Raw genomic sequence first — 18,070 nt, 5'->3', positions numbered from 1 at the left:
GGAGGTTATGAGTAACCTCCCCGAAGATTAAAGTGGAGGAGGTTACTCATAACCTCCTCCACCTACTAGTTTTCAAAAATACGTCCTTCGATGTGCTGCTCGAGCTCTAAGCGCGGCACACCCTTCGACCACCATTCTGGGGCAGGTTTTCCCTTTAAGAAATGATCAAAAAACTCCATCATCCGCACTGAGTAGTCTTTGCGGTTCGGTTGTTTAGCCAATCCGTGGTTTTCACCTTTGTATTGTACCATCACGACGGGTTTCTTCAAACGACGCAAAGCCGTGTAGTACTCTACTCCTTGGGTAAAATCAACGGCACCGTCGGCGTCGTTGTGCAACATCAGAAGCGGAGTTTGTACCTTTTTGACGTGGTAAATCGGTGAGTTACGGTTGTAAGCCTCCCAGTTTTCCCACGGCGCGACCAATCGTCCCTGTGAACCTTCAAAAATTTGTCCGTTGCTCGTTCCTGAGTTTTTATAGATCAAATTGTACATCGAAATCATGTCCGTCAACGGTGCTCCAGCGGCGGCCGCCTTAAACATATTGGTTTGCGTAATCAAAAAGCTGGTTTGGTAGCCGCCCCAAGAGTGACCGTGGATACCAATTTTGGCTTCGTCAATCACGCCCGTTTTGAGGGCCGCTTTTACCGCAGGCAATACGCACCAAACCGCCGACATACCTGGGTCGTTGAGTTTATACACAATGTCTGGAATAAATACAGCGTAGCCGTTTGAGGTATAAATTGAAGGATTCCAACCTGTACCAGAATAAGCAGGATTGGCGAAATTATGGAGCGTCTGCGATAGTTTTTCGTAGTAATACACCACCGTTGGGTATTTTTTACCCTGCTCGTAGCCCGCTGGCAAAAACAACGCCCCTTGCAACGTATCACCTTTGTCGCTTACGTAATCGACCAAGCGAGTTCCTGCCGACCACGCAAATTTCTCAAGCAATGGCGCATTTTTGGTCAATTGTTTCTCACTGCCAAGTTCTGGACTCGTTGTTACAAAATACTGACGTGGTTGGGTAAATGTTTCTTTGGCAAACACAAACGTCTCCGCCTTTTTGGCTTTGGACAAACTACCAACCGCCGCATCTTGCCATAACAAAGGCTTCACGGTGATGGTCTTTCCGATGTCCAAACGCGCTACCCCACTTTTTTTCGTCCACTCGCCATACGTATGCAAGTACAACGGTTTTTTCAAATCAATCCCTTTTTCTTCGGGGTCGAGTTGGTAGCGTTGGTCGTAGCGAATCTTGTCTTTTTTACCGTTTTGGGTCAAATTAACCGCCACCAACGCCTTTCCTTTGGTATCTTTTTCGTCGGTAGGTACTTGCCAAATATCCCAACCGTCCGACAACAACACCGATTTACTATCGCTGCTCCAGCCGACGGCTCCTTGCGGTGGGGTTTGTTGGTTGTGGTCATCGTCCACATCCACAAACGACGTCGGTACTTTTTCGGTCAAATTGCGACTAGTTTTGGTCGCCATGTCATAGACCCAATAGTTAGTTCCTTCCCAGTACATAAACTTTGTACCATCGGGAGAAGGCTGCGCACCTGACCAAAAATTAGGCAAATAATGCTTCGTTCTTACTTTTTCGCGCTTGCCCGTTTTTAGCTCTGTTACGTAAACATCCACGTAGTTGCGACCGTCGAGGCTACTTTCCAATTCGTACTCACTGTTGTCGGTACCAATACCGTACAACTGTTTGGGAGCAATAGAAATGGATTTCACGGTGCTGTCGGCCAATTGTACAAACTTCTTAGCCGCCACGTCGTACATCGACACGTAGTTTTGGTTTTTATCTTGGGTCTCCTGAATCTGTTGTCTCGACTGCAAACGCTTATCTTGCCAGTTCCAAACCGTCACTTCGGGCTTTTCAGTGTCGTCTTTTTTATCGGCACTCGCTACTGCTTTGGTAGAGTCAGTCTTCACTTTGGCGAGGGCTTTTTGCAAATCTTCCAAGGTTTTGACCGTAGTATCCGCCTTGATTTTGGCTAACTTCTCCGCGTCAGACAGCTTCTTTGTCGTGTCTTTGGGCGCAGCAGCGGGCTTTTTATCTTCTTTTTTTGCCAACTCTAATTTATGGACGCCAAAAAACAACCTACTTAAATCCTCCGACCAATAGGGCGTGCGGTTAGGGCTTACGGTCATTCCTTTGGGGAAACCAAGACTATCGCTTTTGGGGTCGTAGGTGATGAGTTCGGGCATCGTTCCAAAGTTTTTAATCCCCAACACCCCTACCCGCTCGTTTTTGTACTTTTCGTCTTTAACGCTTTTGAGCAAGGCCAAGCCATCGCCTTTCTCGGTCCAGTTTAACGACTGATAACGCGCCTTGTCGTTGTCCATCGTCAGCGTCACGCCCGTGGTCATGTTGCGTAATTGGACACCGTTTCCTGCTTTTTCGTTGGCATCAATGGTCATCGCTAACCAGTTCCCCGCTTTGTCAAAACCCATTTCAGCCACATTTCCCACGTTTTGGGTTTTGCTGGTGCCAAGGTCGTGCAACAACAAATCGGTACCTTTGGCAGCATCACCACCGCCAGCCGAAGGGCCTGCGCCGCCACTTGCGGTAAGCAAAAGCGCCAAATGCGTTGCTTTCTCACCGTTGAAGGCAAAGCTTTTTACGCGGTCAAATTCCGTTTTTTTGTTCGACGCCAATTCCACCAAAAATACTTTGTCAGGAATGGGTTTTCCACCTGGTTTAGCAGCCGCTTTTTTGTCTTTGTTTTTGGCAAACACCTTAAAAGCTACCCACTTGCTGTTGTCGGAAAAGCTAATTTGTGGAAACGACGGTGTACCAATCGGATATACGTATTTGGTAGTATCCGACGTTTTTTGAATAATCAGTTCGGCATCACTTTCGTAGGTTGCCAATACATAAGCATACCATTGGCCGTCGGGCGAGAGTTGGGTACCACCAAAGGACGGAATGGCTTTCCAGTTGAGGACGTCTTTCCAACCCATGGCAGGTTTGGGCTTGGGTTGGGCAAAAGCCACCGTACTGAGCATCATCCCAAATAGAAGGAAGAGTTTTTTCATATACAAGGGAATTTAGAATGGATGAAATTGAATTTGTACCAAAGGTAGAGAACGAATCGCACTTTTGCTTGGAATTAGCGACGAACAGGCTTTGGTCAAGGTTTAACAAAAGGAAATTGTTAACTTCGCAGCCTTTTCGTTCAAAATTATTGAAAAGATTTTAGCCTTAGAAAATGAGCAGAACCATAGATATTAGCAATCGCCGCGCGTCGTTCGAGTACTTTTTTCTCGAAACCCACACCGCTGGGATTGTCTTGACTGGCACCGAAATTAAATCCATCCGCGACGGCAAAGCCAACCTCACGGATGCTTATTGTATTTTTTTGGACAATGAACTTTACGTGCACCACCTGCACATTTCTCCGTACGAAAAAGGGACGTATGCCAACCACAACCCCGTACGTGACCGTAAATTGTTGTTACAAAAAAGAGAGCTTAAAAAACTGGCTGCAAAACTCAAAGACCAAGGCTTGACGATTATTCCGACGCGCCTTTTTATCAATGAAAATGGCCTTTGTAAAATGGAAATTGCCCTAGCCAAAGGGAAAAAGCTCTACGACAAGCGCGACTCTATCAAAGAACGCGACCTCAAACGAGGCCGTGGGGAGGAATAACTCCCAAACTTGGGAAGTTGATGAACGAGCCTTTCCAAGTTTTACCTTCTTCCCATTCCTTGAGCTTGGAAAGTCTAGCTATATGACAAACGAGACTTCCCAAGTTTTACCTTCTTCCACTCTTAAACTTAACGCGAACTTTTCAAGAAATGTGCCTATAGGCACTACCTATTTGTAGTGATAGGGATCTATTTTCTTATTTTAGTGTGCCGTAGGTACATAACATCGCTTACAAGTGGTGTACCTATGGCACACCAGATCGGACAAACCCTCATTGTTCTACAAATGTTAAGCCTCTATGAGGCACAAAACCAAGCACTTATCTTGAAAAGCTCGCGTTAAACTTAGAAAGGCTGAAAGAAAACTTGTGTAGCTAAATAACTACACACATATTTGTAGTCAAATAGCTACACAATGAATCTACGAAGAGATGTTTTTCAGGCCATTGCCGACCCAACTCGCAGGGCAATTCTGATGTTAGTTGCCTCACAGGCCATGACTGCGGGAGCCATTGCGGCCAATTTTGACACAGCACGCCCCACGGTATCCAAACATTTACAGATTCTTACCGAATGTGAGTTGCTGTCTCAACACCAAAACGGTCGAGAAATTTACTACCACCTCAACCCACAGAAAATGAGAGAAATTGCCGACTTCATTGAGCCTTTCCGTCAGTTTTGGGACGACCGATTTAACAAATTAGAAGCCATCATGAAAACCTATCAAGCCAATCAATAACCCATGTTGCAGCCCAAAACCAACGTCCACGCCGAAGATGGGAAGCAAGAGCTCTTGATTACGAGAGAGTTTGATTTGCCCGTTGAGCTTCTTTTCAAAGCCTACATCGTTCCTGAAATCGTCGAACAGTGGATGGGAACGAAAGTGCTCAAACTTGAAAATCATGCCCACGGTGGATACCAATTTGAAACCACCGACCCACGAGGCCACGCGCATCGGTTTAGCGGGGTCATTCATGAATTTGTCCCTAACCAAAAAATTACGCGGACGTTTGAAATGGAAAATACGCCCTTTGCTGTGCAACTTGAGTTTTTGGAATTTGAAAAACTCACCGAAACAACCAGCAAACTGACGATGCACATCGTGTTTAAGTCAATTGCCTACCGTAATCAATTGCTACAAATGCCGTTTGCAATGGGTATCAACCTCGCACACAACCGATTACAAGCATTTTTTGCCAACTAATTCATTTCCCAAAAAATCAAAAACAGCATACACATGAACAAGCAATTGCCCCAAGAACGCCGCGAAGAGCTAATGACTCTTCTGAAAACACGTTTTGAAAAAAACAAAAACCGCCATGCAGGACTCGATTGGGCCAGTGTACAAGCCAAAATTGAAGCAAATTCGGATAAAATGTGGTCGCTCAACGAAATGGAAGAATCCGAAGGCGAGCCCGATGTAATAGGCTACGACGCCGCAACAGACGAATACATTTTCGTTGATTGCTCAGCCGAAAGCCCAAAAGGTCGCCGTAGTTTTTGTTATGATCGTGCTGCCCTTGACGCCCGCAAAGAGCACAAGCCTGCCAACAATGCCTTAGAGTTTGCAGAAGAAATTGGGGTTGAACTTTTAACGGAAGAGCAATACAAAAATCTCCAGTTGCTTGGGAAGTTTGATACCAAAACCTCCAGCTGGATTCAAACGCCTGCCGCTATCCGCAAACTTGGAGGGGCTCTTTTTTGCGACCGCCGCTACGACCACGTTTTTGTGTATCACAACGGCGCCGAATCGTATTACGCCGCTCGCGGATTTAGGGGGTTATTGAGAGTGTAAAACGTTTACTGTGTACTTTGGATTGCATACCACTAAATAAAGTCGATGAGAATTTTAGCATTTTTGATTGTCATTATTAGCTACGTCAGTACGGCGTATGCCCAAGGACTGTCTGAGACGAACAAGGAGAATATCCGTTTTTTTATTGACTGCATAAAAAAACAGCAAAAAGAAAAGCTGGCTGATAAGGTGATTTATCCGCTCAATAGAGACTACCCCCTTCTCCCGATTCGCAACAAAAGCGAGTTTATCAAACGGTACCATGAAGTGTTCGATGCCGCTTTGGCTCAAATGATTTCTAAATCCAGTCTCTCAAAAGATTGGGCAACCGTTGGGTGGCGAGGAATTATGTTTTCCAATGGAAAACTCTGGCTAGACGAAGATGGATCTTTGCGGACAGTTAATTATGCATCAAGAATCGAAGAAAGCAAAAGACGAGCGCGAATTGAAGAAATTCGGACTACGCTTCACAGCAGCCTAAAGGAGTTCAGCCAGCCCATTTTAGTTTTTAAAACCAGTAAGTTTCTTATCAGGGTTGATGAAATGAAAGATAACACCTACCGTTATGCTTCGTGGACGTTGCCCAACAAAATGAGTTCAAAACCCGACATCGTCATCTCCAAAGGTGAGTTTTTGGTAGAAGGAACAGCCCAAGAACCCAACTATCGATTCAAGAACAAAGAATTTACGTACGAGTGTTCGTTCAATTCGATGAGTGAAGAGTTACCCCGATACTATGTTCGGGTTTTTAAGGAAAAAAAAGAAATTATATTTCAGAAAGCGAACCTACTTTACTAATCCCAATTTGCTACAACAGTACCCTTTTGGAAATTTTTACGTCCCAAAATAAAAACGATGAAAAGGCGGATTTTTCTAAAAAGTATCCCTGCTTCGCTCTTGGCTTCCTCTTACTGGACGACTGCCTGCCAAGCAGAAAACGGTATCAATCCTGCCGATAAAAGAGTGGTGGTGATTGGAGCGGGTATTGCGGGTTTGGCAGCAGCCAAAAAGCTACAAGAAGCAGGATTTAAGGTGAATGTTTTGGAGGCACAAGATAAAGTGGGAGGACGAGTGCGCACCAATCGTTCGTTAGGGATTCCGTTCGACGAAGGCGCAAGTTGGATACATGGCATCGACGGCAACCCCATCGCTGCGTTGGCGCAAGAAGCAGGTATGACGACGTTTCAGACGCTTGATGAAAGTATGAAATCGTACGACATTGGAGGAGCTATCCGAAAAACTTCTACCTACGACTCGGCCGAAGACGAGTTTTATAAAATCCTCGGTTCAATGATGAAAAAGGGTAGCGACGACCAAAGTTTTGCCAGTGTTTTCAATCGACTTTATCCCGAAAAGCAAAACGACCGCTTGTGGAAATTTTTTCTTTCTACTTATGTCACGTTCGACACAGGCGATTTGGATAAACTGTCCTCTACCCTTTATTATGAAGGAGAAGAATATGCAGGTGTAGAAAAAATCGCTACCAATGGCTACGACACCCTTGTTACTTACTTAGCCCAAAGCCTGTCTATTAGCTTAAATCAACGCGTTTCGGCCATTGATTACCGCAATTCGTCCGTTCAAATTACCCACAATAATACCGTCACTCAAGCTGACTTTGTGATTGTAACAGTGCCTTTGGGTGTGCTCAAAAACAACAAACTCCTTTTTACCCCTAACTTACCCGCCACCAAACAAACAGCGATTCAAAAAATAGGAATGAATTGCGTCAATAAATTTTTGCTCACGTGGAATACCACTTTTTGGGACGACGTTCAGTACATTTCGTACACCCCCGAAGTGCGTGATAAGTTTAATTATTTTGTCAATCTCAACAAGTTCACGCCCTCCGCCAATGCCCTCATGACCTTTGCCTATGCTGACTATGGCCGAGCGACCGAGGCCATGACAGACGCCCAAGTAACAAGCGAAATCATGGCGCATTTGAAAGACATGTACGGAACATCGATTCCTGCGCCTACGCGTATGCTCCGTACCCGATGGAGTACCAACGAAAACTCCTTTGGAGCCTATTCATACACCGCCGTTGGCACCGAAATGCGGCACTTTGACGACCTTGCCGAAGAAATTGACAATAAGCTATTTTTTGCAGGAGAACATACCGAGGCCGACCACTTCTCTACCGCCCACGGAGCCTATTTGAGTGGAATTCGCGAAGCCGACAAAATCATTACCTTGTTGTAATCAGCAAATGTAATTTTCCATTTCCAACCTTCTGCCAACTTGCCGCGTCTTAGAGGAACATAACCTATTCCTTTTCTATGCGCTGCTTTATTTACTTGATTTTTGTTAGCCTTTTCGTTGCTTGCCAATCGTCTGATTCTGTGGACTCTAACAAAGAACTGACAGGAACTTGGAAGTTGATTTCCTATTGTAAGTCCACGGGCACCTCTGGCTGCACCCAAACCACCGTTCCCAATGACAAGGGAGTATTTATTTCGTTTTCCAAGAAAAATGAATTTAATGAATACTACCAAAACACCCGCCCCATCGACTACAGTTTTCTAGGATGTGGTGGCGGAAGTTACCAAGTCGAAGGCAGTCAAGTGCGCATTCGTGCCGTGTGTATGTCTTCTTCCAACGGGCAGCTCATCGACCTTACCTCTCTCAGCCAAAATCGATTGGTACTCAATCCTTCGGGAAGGGGGGAGTACCTTTTTGAAAAACAGTAAAACACAGCCTCCATGAAAACAAGTTTGCTTTTATTCGTTGTAATGCTCACTTGCTGCTTTGCCTGCGAAACATCTTCGGACGTAAAAGCAGAGCGGAAAGGCGTATGTGCACCCGTACAACTTACGTCCAACCTCGATGCCCCCTCGAGTCTCGACCTTTTTACGATACAATCCACCCAACTTTCCGACCATATCCTCACCATTTCTTTTGCGTACGGCGGTGGTTGTGACCCCAACCACGCCTTCGCTTTGTACGTTGACCCTTCTCGGCGAGAAGACTCCAAAGGAGTGTACCGCGAAGGACGCATCGTTTTTACCACACAAAACCCTTGCAAAAGGCTCGATTATCAAGATTTTTGCTTTGATTTGTCCACCCTAACAAAAGAAGTCCCTTCTGGACGGCTTCGAATCAGGGGAACCGAGCAAGAAATCAAGTTTTAGTACGACCATACCCTTCCGCTATGCCCCGTAAAAAGGCCGTTATTTTTGACATGGACGGCGTTATTATTGACTCTGAACCCTTGTGGAAGCAAGCTGAGTTTGACGTTTTTTCTTCGTTGGGAGTGGTTGTATCAGAAGAGTTTACCCCAATTACCCAAACCATGACAACCACTGAAGTAGCTGCTTTTTGGTTTGAAAAATCCCCCTGGGAAAATGTTTCGTTGAAAGAGGTAGAAGAGCTAGTCATCTCACGGGTCATTGAATTGATTGAGACCAGCAACTGTGCTATTTTAGGTATAAGAGGCTTTATAGAACGTCTAAAAGCACAGGGGCTCAAAATTGGCGTTGCCACCAATTCCCCTTACCGTATTATTCCTTCTGCTCTTCAAAAAGTAGGTGTTTATGAATTGATTGACACGATTTCGTCGGCTGAATTTGAAGAAAAAGGAAAGCCTGACCCTGCCGTTTACTTATCTGCCTCCCAAAAACTAGCCATTGAACCCCACGAATGTGTTGTTGTAGAAGACTCCCACTCAGGGATGATAGCAGCCAAAAAGGCAGGCATGACGGTCGTTGGATTTACAAATGGTCGGCTCCATAAAACTTTTGAACTCGCAGATTTTACGATTACTCATTTTGACGATTCAAACGAAGCATTTCGTGTTCTGACAACATCTGCTTAAACTTGTGAGGATCTCTACTTCCGCTTTATGACTCCGCTTACTTCCCAGCTTGCCGACGCGTTTGGACTTAGTGTTTCGCATATTGAAGAAATGATGGCAATTGCTTTCCCTAAAAAAGTCCGCCGAGGGGAATTTTTGTTGCGAGAAGGCGAAATTTGTACGCACGTTGGCTTGGTGGTTACAGGAGCGCTGCGGACATTTTACATCAATGAAAATGGCGAGGATATTAGCTTTTTGTTTCATTTTAACCACCGCCTCGAACACCTCGCTTTTATTGACTACGAAAGTGTACTGCTGGGAACTCCTACCAAACTCAACATTCAAGCGACCAAAAATTCATTGGTCTATCTGATTCACAAAGACGACCTAGCGACTCTTTATCAAAAGAATGAGTTTTGGCAAAAGTTTGAAAAACAAATGGCCGACCGCGTGTATTTATCGGCCAAACGCCGCGTCGAGGATTTGCTGTATTATTCGCCCGAGCGACGCTATCTTCACCTGCTTACAGAAAATCCGTTGGTGTTTCAAAAATTTCCCCAAAAATACATCGCCAGCTACTTAGGCATTACACCCCAATCCCTCAGTCGAATTCGTAAACGGATCACGAATAATTACCTTTAGTGTACGTTTTTTAGGGTTTCGTCCCTCTACCTTTGTCACACGGTCTGACTATCGTCTGACCGTGTGTTTAGGTCAGACGATAGTCAGACCGTACCTCGACTAAGTCAGACGATAGTCAGGCCGTACCTCGACTAGGTCAGACGATAGTCAGACCGTACCTCGACTAGGTCAGACGACAGTCAGACCGTACCTTTTCGGCTAAGACGGCATTCAAACAGTATATTTTTCAGTTACATGTTGTCTGACTACCGTCTGACAACACATTTAGCACATATTCTATGAGCACAGCCATCATTGGGGCAGGGATCGGTGGACTTACTACCGCCCTTACCCTTCAAAAACGCGGAATTGGCGTTTCAATTTATGAAAGCGCTCCTGCCATCAAACCCGTGGGGGCAGGAATTATCATGGCCAACAACGCCATGCAGGTATTCCAACAGTTGGGGTTAAAGTCGTCGATTGAGAAAGCGGGAAACAAAATCTCTCGCCTGCGCATCACCGATCCGCAGCTCACCGATTTGTCGGTGATTGACTTGCATTCTTTTGAAGCCAAATACGGCGTACATAACGTCGCGATTCACCGTGGAGCATTGCAGCAGATTCTTGCCGAAGCTGTTGGTTATAAACATATTCATTTATCAAAAAGAGTATCTAAAATTGAAAAAGGTGAAGATTTTACAATCCACTTCGAAGACAACACTGCTGTAAAAAGTCGCATTCTCATCGGTGCCGACGGTCTCAAATCAGTAGTTCGGAATCAGCTTTTTGAAAAAAGTGAGTTGAGAAATGCGCATCAGTTTTGCTGGCGGGGAGTGGGCGAAATAGAACTTCACGAACGACACCACCACGCACCCGTGGAAGCATGGGGCAAAGGAAAGCGTTTTGGATTTGTGAAAATCAGCGACAAGAAAATATATTGGTACGCGCTGGTTAACTCACTGTCATCCAGCACAAAAAACGCGAATTTACTGGAAACCTTCCGCGAGTTTCATCCTGATATTTTAGCAATTATTGCCAGCACGCCCAACACCCAAATCATTGAAAGCGAAATCATTGATTTAAATCCAATTCCCCAATGGCATTCTGAGCGTGTTTGTTTGATTGGCGATGCGGCCCACGCCACCACCCCCAACATGGGACAAGGTGCGTGCCAAGCCGTAGAAGACGCGTATGTGCTAGGTAAATTGCTTGACAAGGGGCTTCCGCTCGAAAAAACGTTTGCTGATTATCAACGACTCCGACAAAAGAAAGCGCGAATGATAGTGGACACGAGTTGGCGAATGGGGCAACTTTCCCAAATCGAAAATTCTTGGGGGATTGCTGCACGAAACACTTTGTTAAAACTCGTCCCGTCGCGCATCAATCAACAACAAATGGAAACTGTTTTTCGGTTAGCTACTGTTTAATGTTTGCCTACCTCCCGAAAGTTTTAAACTTTCGGGAGGTTCAAATGAAAAACATCAAATCCATGAAACAGCACATTGCTCATCTAGCCTTGGTAGTAACCGATTATGACGATGCCATCGAATTTTATACCCAGAAATTACATTTTGATTTGGTCGAAGACACTCAACTAAGTCCTACCAAAAGATGGGTATTGGTAAGACCCAAAGGCGCGTCAGAATCTGCGCTTTTGCTGGCCAAAGCAGCCAATGACGAACAACAAAGCCGAGTTGGAAATCAGACAGGAGGACGAGTTTTCCTGTTTTTGACTACCGACGATTTTTGGAGAGATTATCAATTGTACCTCGACAACGGCGTCAAATTTGTGCGCCAGCCTGTCGAGGAACCTTACGGTACAGTGGCTGTTTTTGAAGATTTGTACGGCAATTGGTGGGATTTGATTGAGCATAAATAGCTTTTTTCTAACCTACCGAAAGTTTGAACCTACCGAAAGTTTAAAACTTTCGGTAGGTTGGCTATCCTCGCATTTTTTGCACCACTTCAACGATGTGATGGATGGCAAACGTAATTTCTTCCTCCGTTGTAAAACGTCCTAAACTCATCCGCAAAGACGCATACGCTTGGTCATCGGTCAAACCAAGGATTTTTAAAACATAAGAAGGCAATACCGACGCCGACGTGCAAGCCGAGCCCGTAGAAACGGCCACATCGCGCAGGCTCAGCAGTAGGTTTTCGCCGTCCACGTTTTCAAAACAAATATTGGTCAAATGCGACAGTCGATATTCCGTTGCTCCATTCACAAAAGTATCGGGCACTTTAGATAGAATTTCACTTTCTAAGCGATTGCGCAACCCTTCCAGCCGAGTCGTTTCCGACTTCATTTCTTTTTGCGCAATTTCGCAGGCTTTCCCTAGCCCGACAATCCCAGGTACGTTGAGCGTACCCGAGCGACGCCCTCGTTCGTGCCCACCACCGTCCATTTGCGAGGCTATTTCTACGCCCGAACGTACCACCAACGCACCAATTCCTTTGGGGCCGTATAGCTTATGCGCCGACAAACTCAGCAAGTCAATTCCTTCCAACGGCATATCAATCGGCAGTTTTCCAATCGCTTGCGTGGCATCCGTATGAAACAAAGCCCCTGCTCGATGCGCTACCTCCGCAATGTCGCGAATGGGTTGAATCACCCCAATTTCGTTGTTGGCATACATCACCGACACCAAAATTGTATCTGAACGCAAGACTTCAGATACTTGCTGAGGTGTAATTAGCCCATCAGCTGTAGGTACCAGATAGGTAATGTCAGCTCCTAGTTGTTCCAAATGATGACAGGTATCAAGCACGGCTTTGTGCTCGGTCGCGACGGTGATGATGTGTTTTCCTACGTGGCTCTTTTTTTCAAAAACTCCCTTAATGGCCAAGTTATTCGCCTCCGTAGCTCCGCTCGTAAACACTACTTCTTTGGGCGTAACATTCAACAACTTTGCTATTTGTTTTCTTGCCGTAGCTACTGCCTCCTCCGCCGTCCAGCCGTATAAATGCGTCCGACTAGCGGCATTTCCAAACTGCTCCGTAAACCAAGGCAACATGGTTTCTAACACCCGCGGGTCCACGGGCGTAGTGGCGTTGTAATCGAGATACACTGGAAGTCGCATAGGGTCGTTATTTTTTTGCGAAAATAAGGCCATCTTCCCGAAGGTTTACCGCTTTCAAAAGATAATTTTTGGCAGGCAGTTTTGTAGCTTTGCCACCTATGAAAACTGCGTTGGCTGTTCTGCTTTATTTGGCTTTTCCGTTACTGCTTTTTTGGTGGGGATGGTTTTCGCCTTGGGTTGCGTTGGTAAGTACCGTTGCGTTAGCGGGATTCCTGTTTCCTCTTTACCCCACTATTGTTTCTTTTTGGAATGAAAAACCCACCAAAACGTCCATTTTGGCTTTATTCTATTGTGGTATAGCCGCCTTTATGTGGACGTACTTGGCGGGAGTCGGGGGTTTTCGCCCGCAGCATTTCGACTACTACAAACACAACCTCGTCCTCAACAACTTAGTACGGTATTCGTGGCCCGTACAGTATTCTGATGGTAGTTATTTGTGCTATTACCTGGCCTATTATTTACCCGCTGCCGCCTTGGCCAAACTATCAGGTGGCATGGCGGCTATACCTTATTACCTTTTTGGTTGGACGTGGTTAGGGCTTTGGCTTGTCGTTTGGCTACTTTATCAATTAGGTGGCAAACGACTTTTGTTATTTTTTGCACTCTTCAGCAGTCCCAACGGCCTATTATTGCTGTACGAAATCATCAAATCACCGCTTCCAATCGGTGCTACCTTACGGGATATTTGGACGAATGACCATACCATCGAACTCATTCAATCCCCTGGCGGATTGATGTTTATCAGTCACATCGACTCGTTTTCGGCTTCCCCACAGCACGCCCTCCCCGCTTGGCTTGCTACGGCGTTGTTTCTTCGGTTGTTAAGTTTGGAGTTTGGAGTTTGGAGTTTCAGGTTTGGAGTTTCGGGTCTGGGGTTTCGGGTTTTAGGTTTGGAACAAAAACAAAAAAACAGTAAACCCGAAACAGGAAACAGAAAACAGGCAACCAAACTAACCCTACTCCTAATTGCAACCACCCTCTACTGGTCGCCGTTGGTGGCGGTGGGGCTTTTGCCGTTTTTGGGCTATCAGGTTTTTCAGGAATACAGCAGTCGGCGGGCAGCAGGTAGCGACTTGTGGGATTCCAGTCATTTGTGGACATTTTTTTTAGTTTTAATTATTTCGATACCTGCATTTCTGTTTTTCTCAGGACACATTCCATTGCACGACGAGCGAGGTTGGTGGTGGAGCTTGTTATCAACTCCGCATCAATTTGCCCTTTGGGGAGTTTTCATCTTCTTGGTCGTCGGTATTTGGGCAATTTTGATTGTTTATTTGAAGAAAAAAGGAGCATTCTCTCCCGCTGAATTTCAGCTGCTTTGCCTTTCACTCATTGTACTTTTTGCACTAACCCTCTTTAAGTATGGCCATTACAACGACCTACCTCGTCGCGCGGGACTGCCTGCTACATTGGTGCTTTGTTGGGGGTTAGCTCGCTCGCTTCGTGCTTCATTTTTCCAAGATAAATACCTTCGGGTTGGCCTTGGGTTAGTCGCCATTTTTAGTGCGTTTTTACCTTTCAAGCACCATGCACTGTGGCTAACTCCCCGACCGTACATTGCCACTACCAACAAAAGCATCCGCGATTTCACCCCCTACTCCATTCATTATTTAAGCCATTATCATTGGGGTGAATTTGACGTTGTATCGCAGTATTTAGGCAAAAAAGACGCCGCCTATCTCCGTTATTTTGCACCCAATACGCCCTTCGTACCCAAACAAACCACCAAGGCGTTTTATTACTGGAAATCTGTATTTTCTCTTTCGGATTACGAGAAAAAAGCCCTGACCCAAAACGGCGTCAACAAGCTTTACATTCGATTTTTTGACGTGGACTGGGACCCTGTCCGCAAGCAAGCGGTTCCCAAAGCGGTGGTTTATTTCAAGGAAAATCCGCCTGTAACGTTTGTACCTACCGTTTTTATCACCAACCACACCCTCGAAAAGCTTTCGTGGGGAGGGGTAGAAGAGTTGGCCAAGAAGATTCAGCAGAAGATTTGGCAAATCCATCGTCAACAGTCGCAAGCGAATGTTCCTAGGATAGATAATAGTGCAATGTTTTCACGCAAGACTTTGCACATCCATGAACTGCAAATCGACTGTGACTGGACTTTACAAACAAAGACTAAGTATTTTGAATTATTGAATCAACTTTCTAAGCGACTGGACGAAAATAACAACCATTTTGGCCATAAAGTAGCCCTCTCTGCTACTATTCGTTTGCACCAAATCAAATTTTACCGAACCACGGGAGTCCCTCCCGTAGCCCGTGGAATGTTGATGTATTACAACATGGGTGATTGGAAAAGTCCACGCACCGAAAACTCCATTCTCGACCTAACCACCGCCAGCAGATATGCCGATTACATCTCGGATTATCCATTGTCACTCGACGTTGTTTTACCTTTATTCCGCTGGGCTATTTTTTATCGAAATGGGCGGCCATTAAAAATCATCAATCACCTGTCTCACAAAGACTTTCAAGATAATTCATTATTCAAAAAAGCAACCGAAACTAACCAATACATCGCCCTTACTAATACACACTTGTGGGGGATTTCGGTACGGCGTGGCGACCGTTTTCGGGTAGAAGAAAGTACCGTCAATCACCTTTCAATAAGTGCCCGAACTTTAGCTCAAGAAATACAAAATACTAAGCTTACCTTTGCGTTGTACCACTTAGATTCGACCAACCTCTCCCATTATGAAAGAGATTCTCTCCAACAAATTATTCAAGCATTCCGCTAGAACCATTGCAGTACTGATACTCCTTGCCTGCGCAGGAGGCCCTGCTGATTTGAACGAATTTACGAGCTATTTTTTACCCGAAACCGCCACTGCTCAGGCGGGCGACGGGCGCTACCACTTTACCCAACAATTTTTGTATTTGGACGATTACAGCGACACCCTGCGTCCTGAACAAGATATTAACTCCCAAGCCTGGGCGAAATACGCAGGGGTGGACGAAACCATCGCCTACAATTATTTTTATACCGAAAGTGCCAACAACACCCTTCCCAACCGCCTCATGTTGAAGGGCAACAAAGCGGCTGTTAATTATCTCCAACTGGCCAAGTCGATTGAAAAATCGTACCAGCCTTCGGTCTATTCGTGGGAAGAAGGAAGCAAAGATTCGTTGGTGTTGGCGGAAGCATTTACCAAAACCCAACAATTGGCCCGCAGTACGACCGACCCGTTTTTGAAAGAACGTTACGGATTTCAGGCGGTAAAATTGGCCATGATTTTGGAACAACCTGACAATTGCGTCAAGCTCTATGATGAGTTAATCAAACCATTGAAAAGCAAAACCTTTATCAGCGACTGGGCTTTTTCCCGAAAAGCGGGTGCTACCATGGCATTAGGCGATACTGCCAAAGCGCTGTACGAGTTTGCCCAACTGTTTGACCGTTGCCCATCGCGCCGCCGTGAAGCCGATTTGAGTTTACGCATCAAGGGAGTTCGTTTTCAAGAAAAAGCACTAGACTGTTGCCAAAACAACGCCGAAAAAGCCGCTGTTTACGCCCTGAGCGCCATTCAGCCTTTGGAAGATGGGCTACCAATGCTCAAAAAAGTAACGGAGTTAAATCCTAAAAACGCCCTTATTGAGCTTATCACAGCGCGTGAAATCAACAAAAACGAATACTATGCCAACGGCGAAATGCCCTACGTAGAAGATACCCTGGCCTACGAAAAGCGCCGCGAAGAAAGCAAATCGTACTTTGAACAATTAGGGGATTTTTGTGTTGAAAATGCTTCTAACAAAGCGTTGGGAAATCCTTCCTTTTGGTACACTTCTGCGTCTTACGTTGCCTATGTCAACAAAGACTACAAAAAATCAGAGGAATACCTTACGCAGGCCAAAGCCGCTCCCGCCCCCAACGACTATCTCAAACAACAAATGGACATTCAAGAAGTATTGTTGTTGATTGCTCAGCAAGAAGGAATTACCCCTGAGTTTGAAGGCAAAGTGATTGGAATGTTAGAAAAACTCAATAAATCGGAAAATTTCCGCATCGTTAATGCCTATACGCGTGCCTGTGGCTTGTTGGCAAGAATGTACCGAGGGCAACCTACCGAAGAAAAAAAATCGGGCGGATGGTGGTCAAGCTGTAGCAGCAAATCGTCGTCGGGCGAGGTTTCGGCCACTCATTTGGCCAAAGCTTTTTTGTTGGAAGCGGCGGCTAGTTGGCAGTCACGCCCAGTTAATGCCGACGGCTACGCCCCCGCTTTTGCCACCAACTCTGACCGCTACGCATTGGAGGATAGTACTCCGATAGAAACCTTACGCGAAGCGATTTCGTACGCAAAGCAACCCCAATTGGACGATTTTGGCAAACGCCTCGTGGGACTATCGGGGCTAAATGCTGACTACTTGAACGTTGTTTTAGGTCGCCGCCTTTTGGGGGAACACCAGTACGCCCAAGCGACCGAAGCATGGAAAAATGTGTCACCCAAAACGTGGACGGATTCCCCCTTCAGCGACTACCTCACGGAAAATCCGTTTTATATCAAACCCGATAATGGACAAAGTCCGTCGCAAACCCTGACTCCCGCAGCATTCGCGGCTCGTATGGTTCAATTAGAAACCCAAATGAACGCAGGCAATGCCCAAGCGGCTTATTTGTTGGGTTGTGGTGCTTACAACATGGGGTATTTTGGAAATAGCTGGTTATTGCTCAACCGCCAACGTAGTAGCAGCGAATACGAATACACCTATCCTCCGCGCGACCTAACAGGTGTCGATTATTACACTTCTGCCAAAGCAAAAACGTATTTTGAAAAGGCATTACAATTGACCAAAGACCCCGAATTAGCCGCCAAAGCCGCCTTTGGGGCATCTCTCTGTGAAGCAAGTGCGTTCTATGTCTTTAAGGCCAACGAAGGCCGCGACCTTTGTTACGATGAAGCTACTCAAGTGGCATTTAAAAAGCGCATGGACGAAGAGCAAAAGAAGCGCTTAGGCAAGTACTTTGTTTTACTTCGTCGCAATTATGCCAACTCTGCCTACACCAAAGAAATCATCGAAGAATGTAGCACCTACCGCGATTTTGTAGGCCAATAACGATTAGAAGCGTTTTAGGGTGAAAAATTTTTAAAAATTTTTCACCCTAAAACGCTC

Annotated in this window: 16 protein-coding genes; 14 read left to right on the top strand and 2 right to left on the bottom strand. The window is 45.7% G+C overall.

Going from position 1 to position 18,070, the window contains the following annotated elements:
• Positions 1-65: 65 nt before the first annotated feature.
• On the bottom strand, positions 66-3,047 hold the full coding sequence (locus DTQ70_RS01920) for a S9 family peptidase (protein ID WP_122929240.1): 2,982 nt from the start codon (positions 3,045-3,047) through the stop codon (positions 66-68).
• A gap of 173 nt (positions 3,048-3,220) precedes the next feature.
• Here DTQ70_RS01920 and smpB point away from each other — a divergent pair, with 173 nt between their 5' ends.
• The 12 genes from smpB to DTQ70_RS01860 all read left to right on the top strand — a co-directional run bounded on the left by smpB (position 3,221) and on the right by DTQ70_RS01860 (position 11,751).
• The gene (gene smpB / locus DTQ70_RS01915; RefSeq protein ID WP_122929239.1) at positions 3,221-3,661 is read left to right on the top strand and encodes an SsrA-binding protein SmpB; all 441 of its coding nucleotides are present in this window, start codon (positions 3,221-3,223) and stop codon (positions 3,659-3,661) included.
• Between the two features lie 414 nt (positions 3,662-4,075).
• The gene (locus DTQ70_RS01910) at positions 4,076-4,399 is read left to right on the top strand and encodes a helix-turn-helix transcriptional regulator (RefSeq protein ID WP_122929238.1); all 324 of its coding nucleotides are present in this window, start codon (positions 4,076-4,078) and stop codon (positions 4,397-4,399) included.
• A 3-nt stretch (positions 4,400-4,402) separates the two neighbouring features.
• Entirely contained in the window at positions 4,403-4,864 is a 462-nt protein-coding gene (locus tag DTQ70_RS01905) for an SRPBCC domain-containing protein (RefSeq protein WP_409050423.1), read from the top strand.
• A gap of 33 nt (positions 4,865-4,897) precedes the next feature.
• Entirely contained in the window at positions 4,898-5,455 is a 558-nt protein-coding gene (locus tag DTQ70_RS01900) for a DUF4256 domain-containing protein (RefSeq protein WP_122929237.1), read from the top strand.
• Positions 5,456-5,500: 45 nt separating this feature from the next.
• Entirely contained in the window at positions 5,501-6,253 is a 753-nt protein-coding gene (locus DTQ70_RS01895; protein WP_122929236.1) for a hypothetical protein, read from the top strand.
• A gap of 57 nt (positions 6,254-6,310) precedes the next feature.
• Entirely contained in the window at positions 6,311-7,660 is a 1,350-nt protein-coding gene (locus DTQ70_RS01890; protein ID WP_122929235.1) for an NAD(P)/FAD-dependent oxidoreductase, read from the top strand.
• A gap of 77 nt (positions 7,661-7,737) precedes the next feature.
• Entirely contained in the window at positions 7,738-8,148 is a 411-nt protein-coding gene (locus DTQ70_RS01885) for a lipocalin family protein (protein ID WP_122929234.1), read from the top strand.
• Positions 8,149-8,160: 12 nt separating this feature from the next.
• Positions 8,161-8,589 (top strand): hypothetical protein, encoded by a 429-nt coding sequence (locus DTQ70_RS01880; RefSeq protein ID WP_122929233.1) that lies wholly within the window; start codon positions 8,161-8,163, stop codon positions 8,587-8,589.
• Positions 8,590-8,609: 20 nt separating this feature from the next.
• Positions 8,610-9,272, top strand: coding sequence for a hexitol phosphatase HxpB (gene hxpB, locus DTQ70_RS01875; protein ID WP_122929232.1), 663 nt, complete (start codon positions 8,610-8,612; stop codon positions 9,270-9,272).
• 27 nt (positions 9,273-9,299) lie between these two features.
• Positions 9,300-9,893 carry a Crp/Fnr family transcriptional regulator gene (locus tag DTQ70_RS01870; RefSeq protein ID WP_206019624.1) on the top strand — a complete coding sequence of 198 codons (594 nt, stop codon included), beginning with the start codon at positions 9,300-9,302 and terminating at the stop codon, positions 9,891-9,893.
• 278 nt (positions 9,894-10,171) lie between these two features.
• Positions 10,172-11,299, top strand: coding sequence for an FAD-dependent monooxygenase (locus DTQ70_RS01865; protein ID WP_122929231.1), 1,128 nt, complete (start codon positions 10,172-10,174; stop codon positions 11,297-11,299).
• A gap of 62 nt (positions 11,300-11,361) precedes the next feature.
• On the top strand, positions 11,362-11,751 hold the full coding sequence (locus DTQ70_RS01860; RefSeq protein WP_122934235.1) for a VOC family protein: 390 nt from the start codon (positions 11,362-11,364) through the stop codon (positions 11,749-11,751).
• A 61-nt stretch (positions 11,752-11,812) separates the two neighbouring features.
• Here the strand turns inward: DTQ70_RS01860 and DTQ70_RS01855 are convergent, their stop codons facing one another.
• The gene (locus DTQ70_RS01855) at positions 11,813-12,952 is read right to left on the bottom strand and encodes a cysteine desulfurase family protein (protein ID WP_122934234.1); all 1,140 of its coding nucleotides are present in this window, start codon (positions 12,950-12,952) and stop codon (positions 11,813-11,815) included.
• 98 nt (positions 12,953-13,050) lie between these two features.
• On the opposite strand from DTQ70_RS01855, the gene DTQ70_RS01850 reads away from it, so the two are divergent.
• Together DTQ70_RS01850 and DTQ70_RS01845 are read left to right on the top strand one after the other, a co-directional pair.
• Positions 13,051-15,699: a hypothetical protein gene (locus DTQ70_RS01850; RefSeq protein WP_122929230.1), complete on the top strand. Its 2,649-nt coding sequence runs from the start codon at positions 13,051-13,053 to the stop codon at positions 15,697-15,699.
• Complete coding sequence (locus DTQ70_RS01845; protein ID WP_122929229.1) at positions 15,656-18,013, top strand: hypothetical protein; 2,358 nt, start codon at positions 15,656-15,658, stop codon at positions 18,011-18,013. The genes DTQ70_RS01850 and DTQ70_RS01845 overlap by 44 nt, the downstream gene beginning before the upstream one ends.
• The last annotated feature ends 57 nt before the right edge of the window (positions 18,014-18,070 follow it).

The sequence above is a fragment of the Runella sp. SP2 genome (assembly GCF_003711225.1).
Lineage (GTDB): Bacteria > Bacteroidota > Bacteroidia > Cytophagales > Spirosomataceae > Runella.
This window is presented reverse-complemented; position numbering and strand designations above follow the sequence as displayed.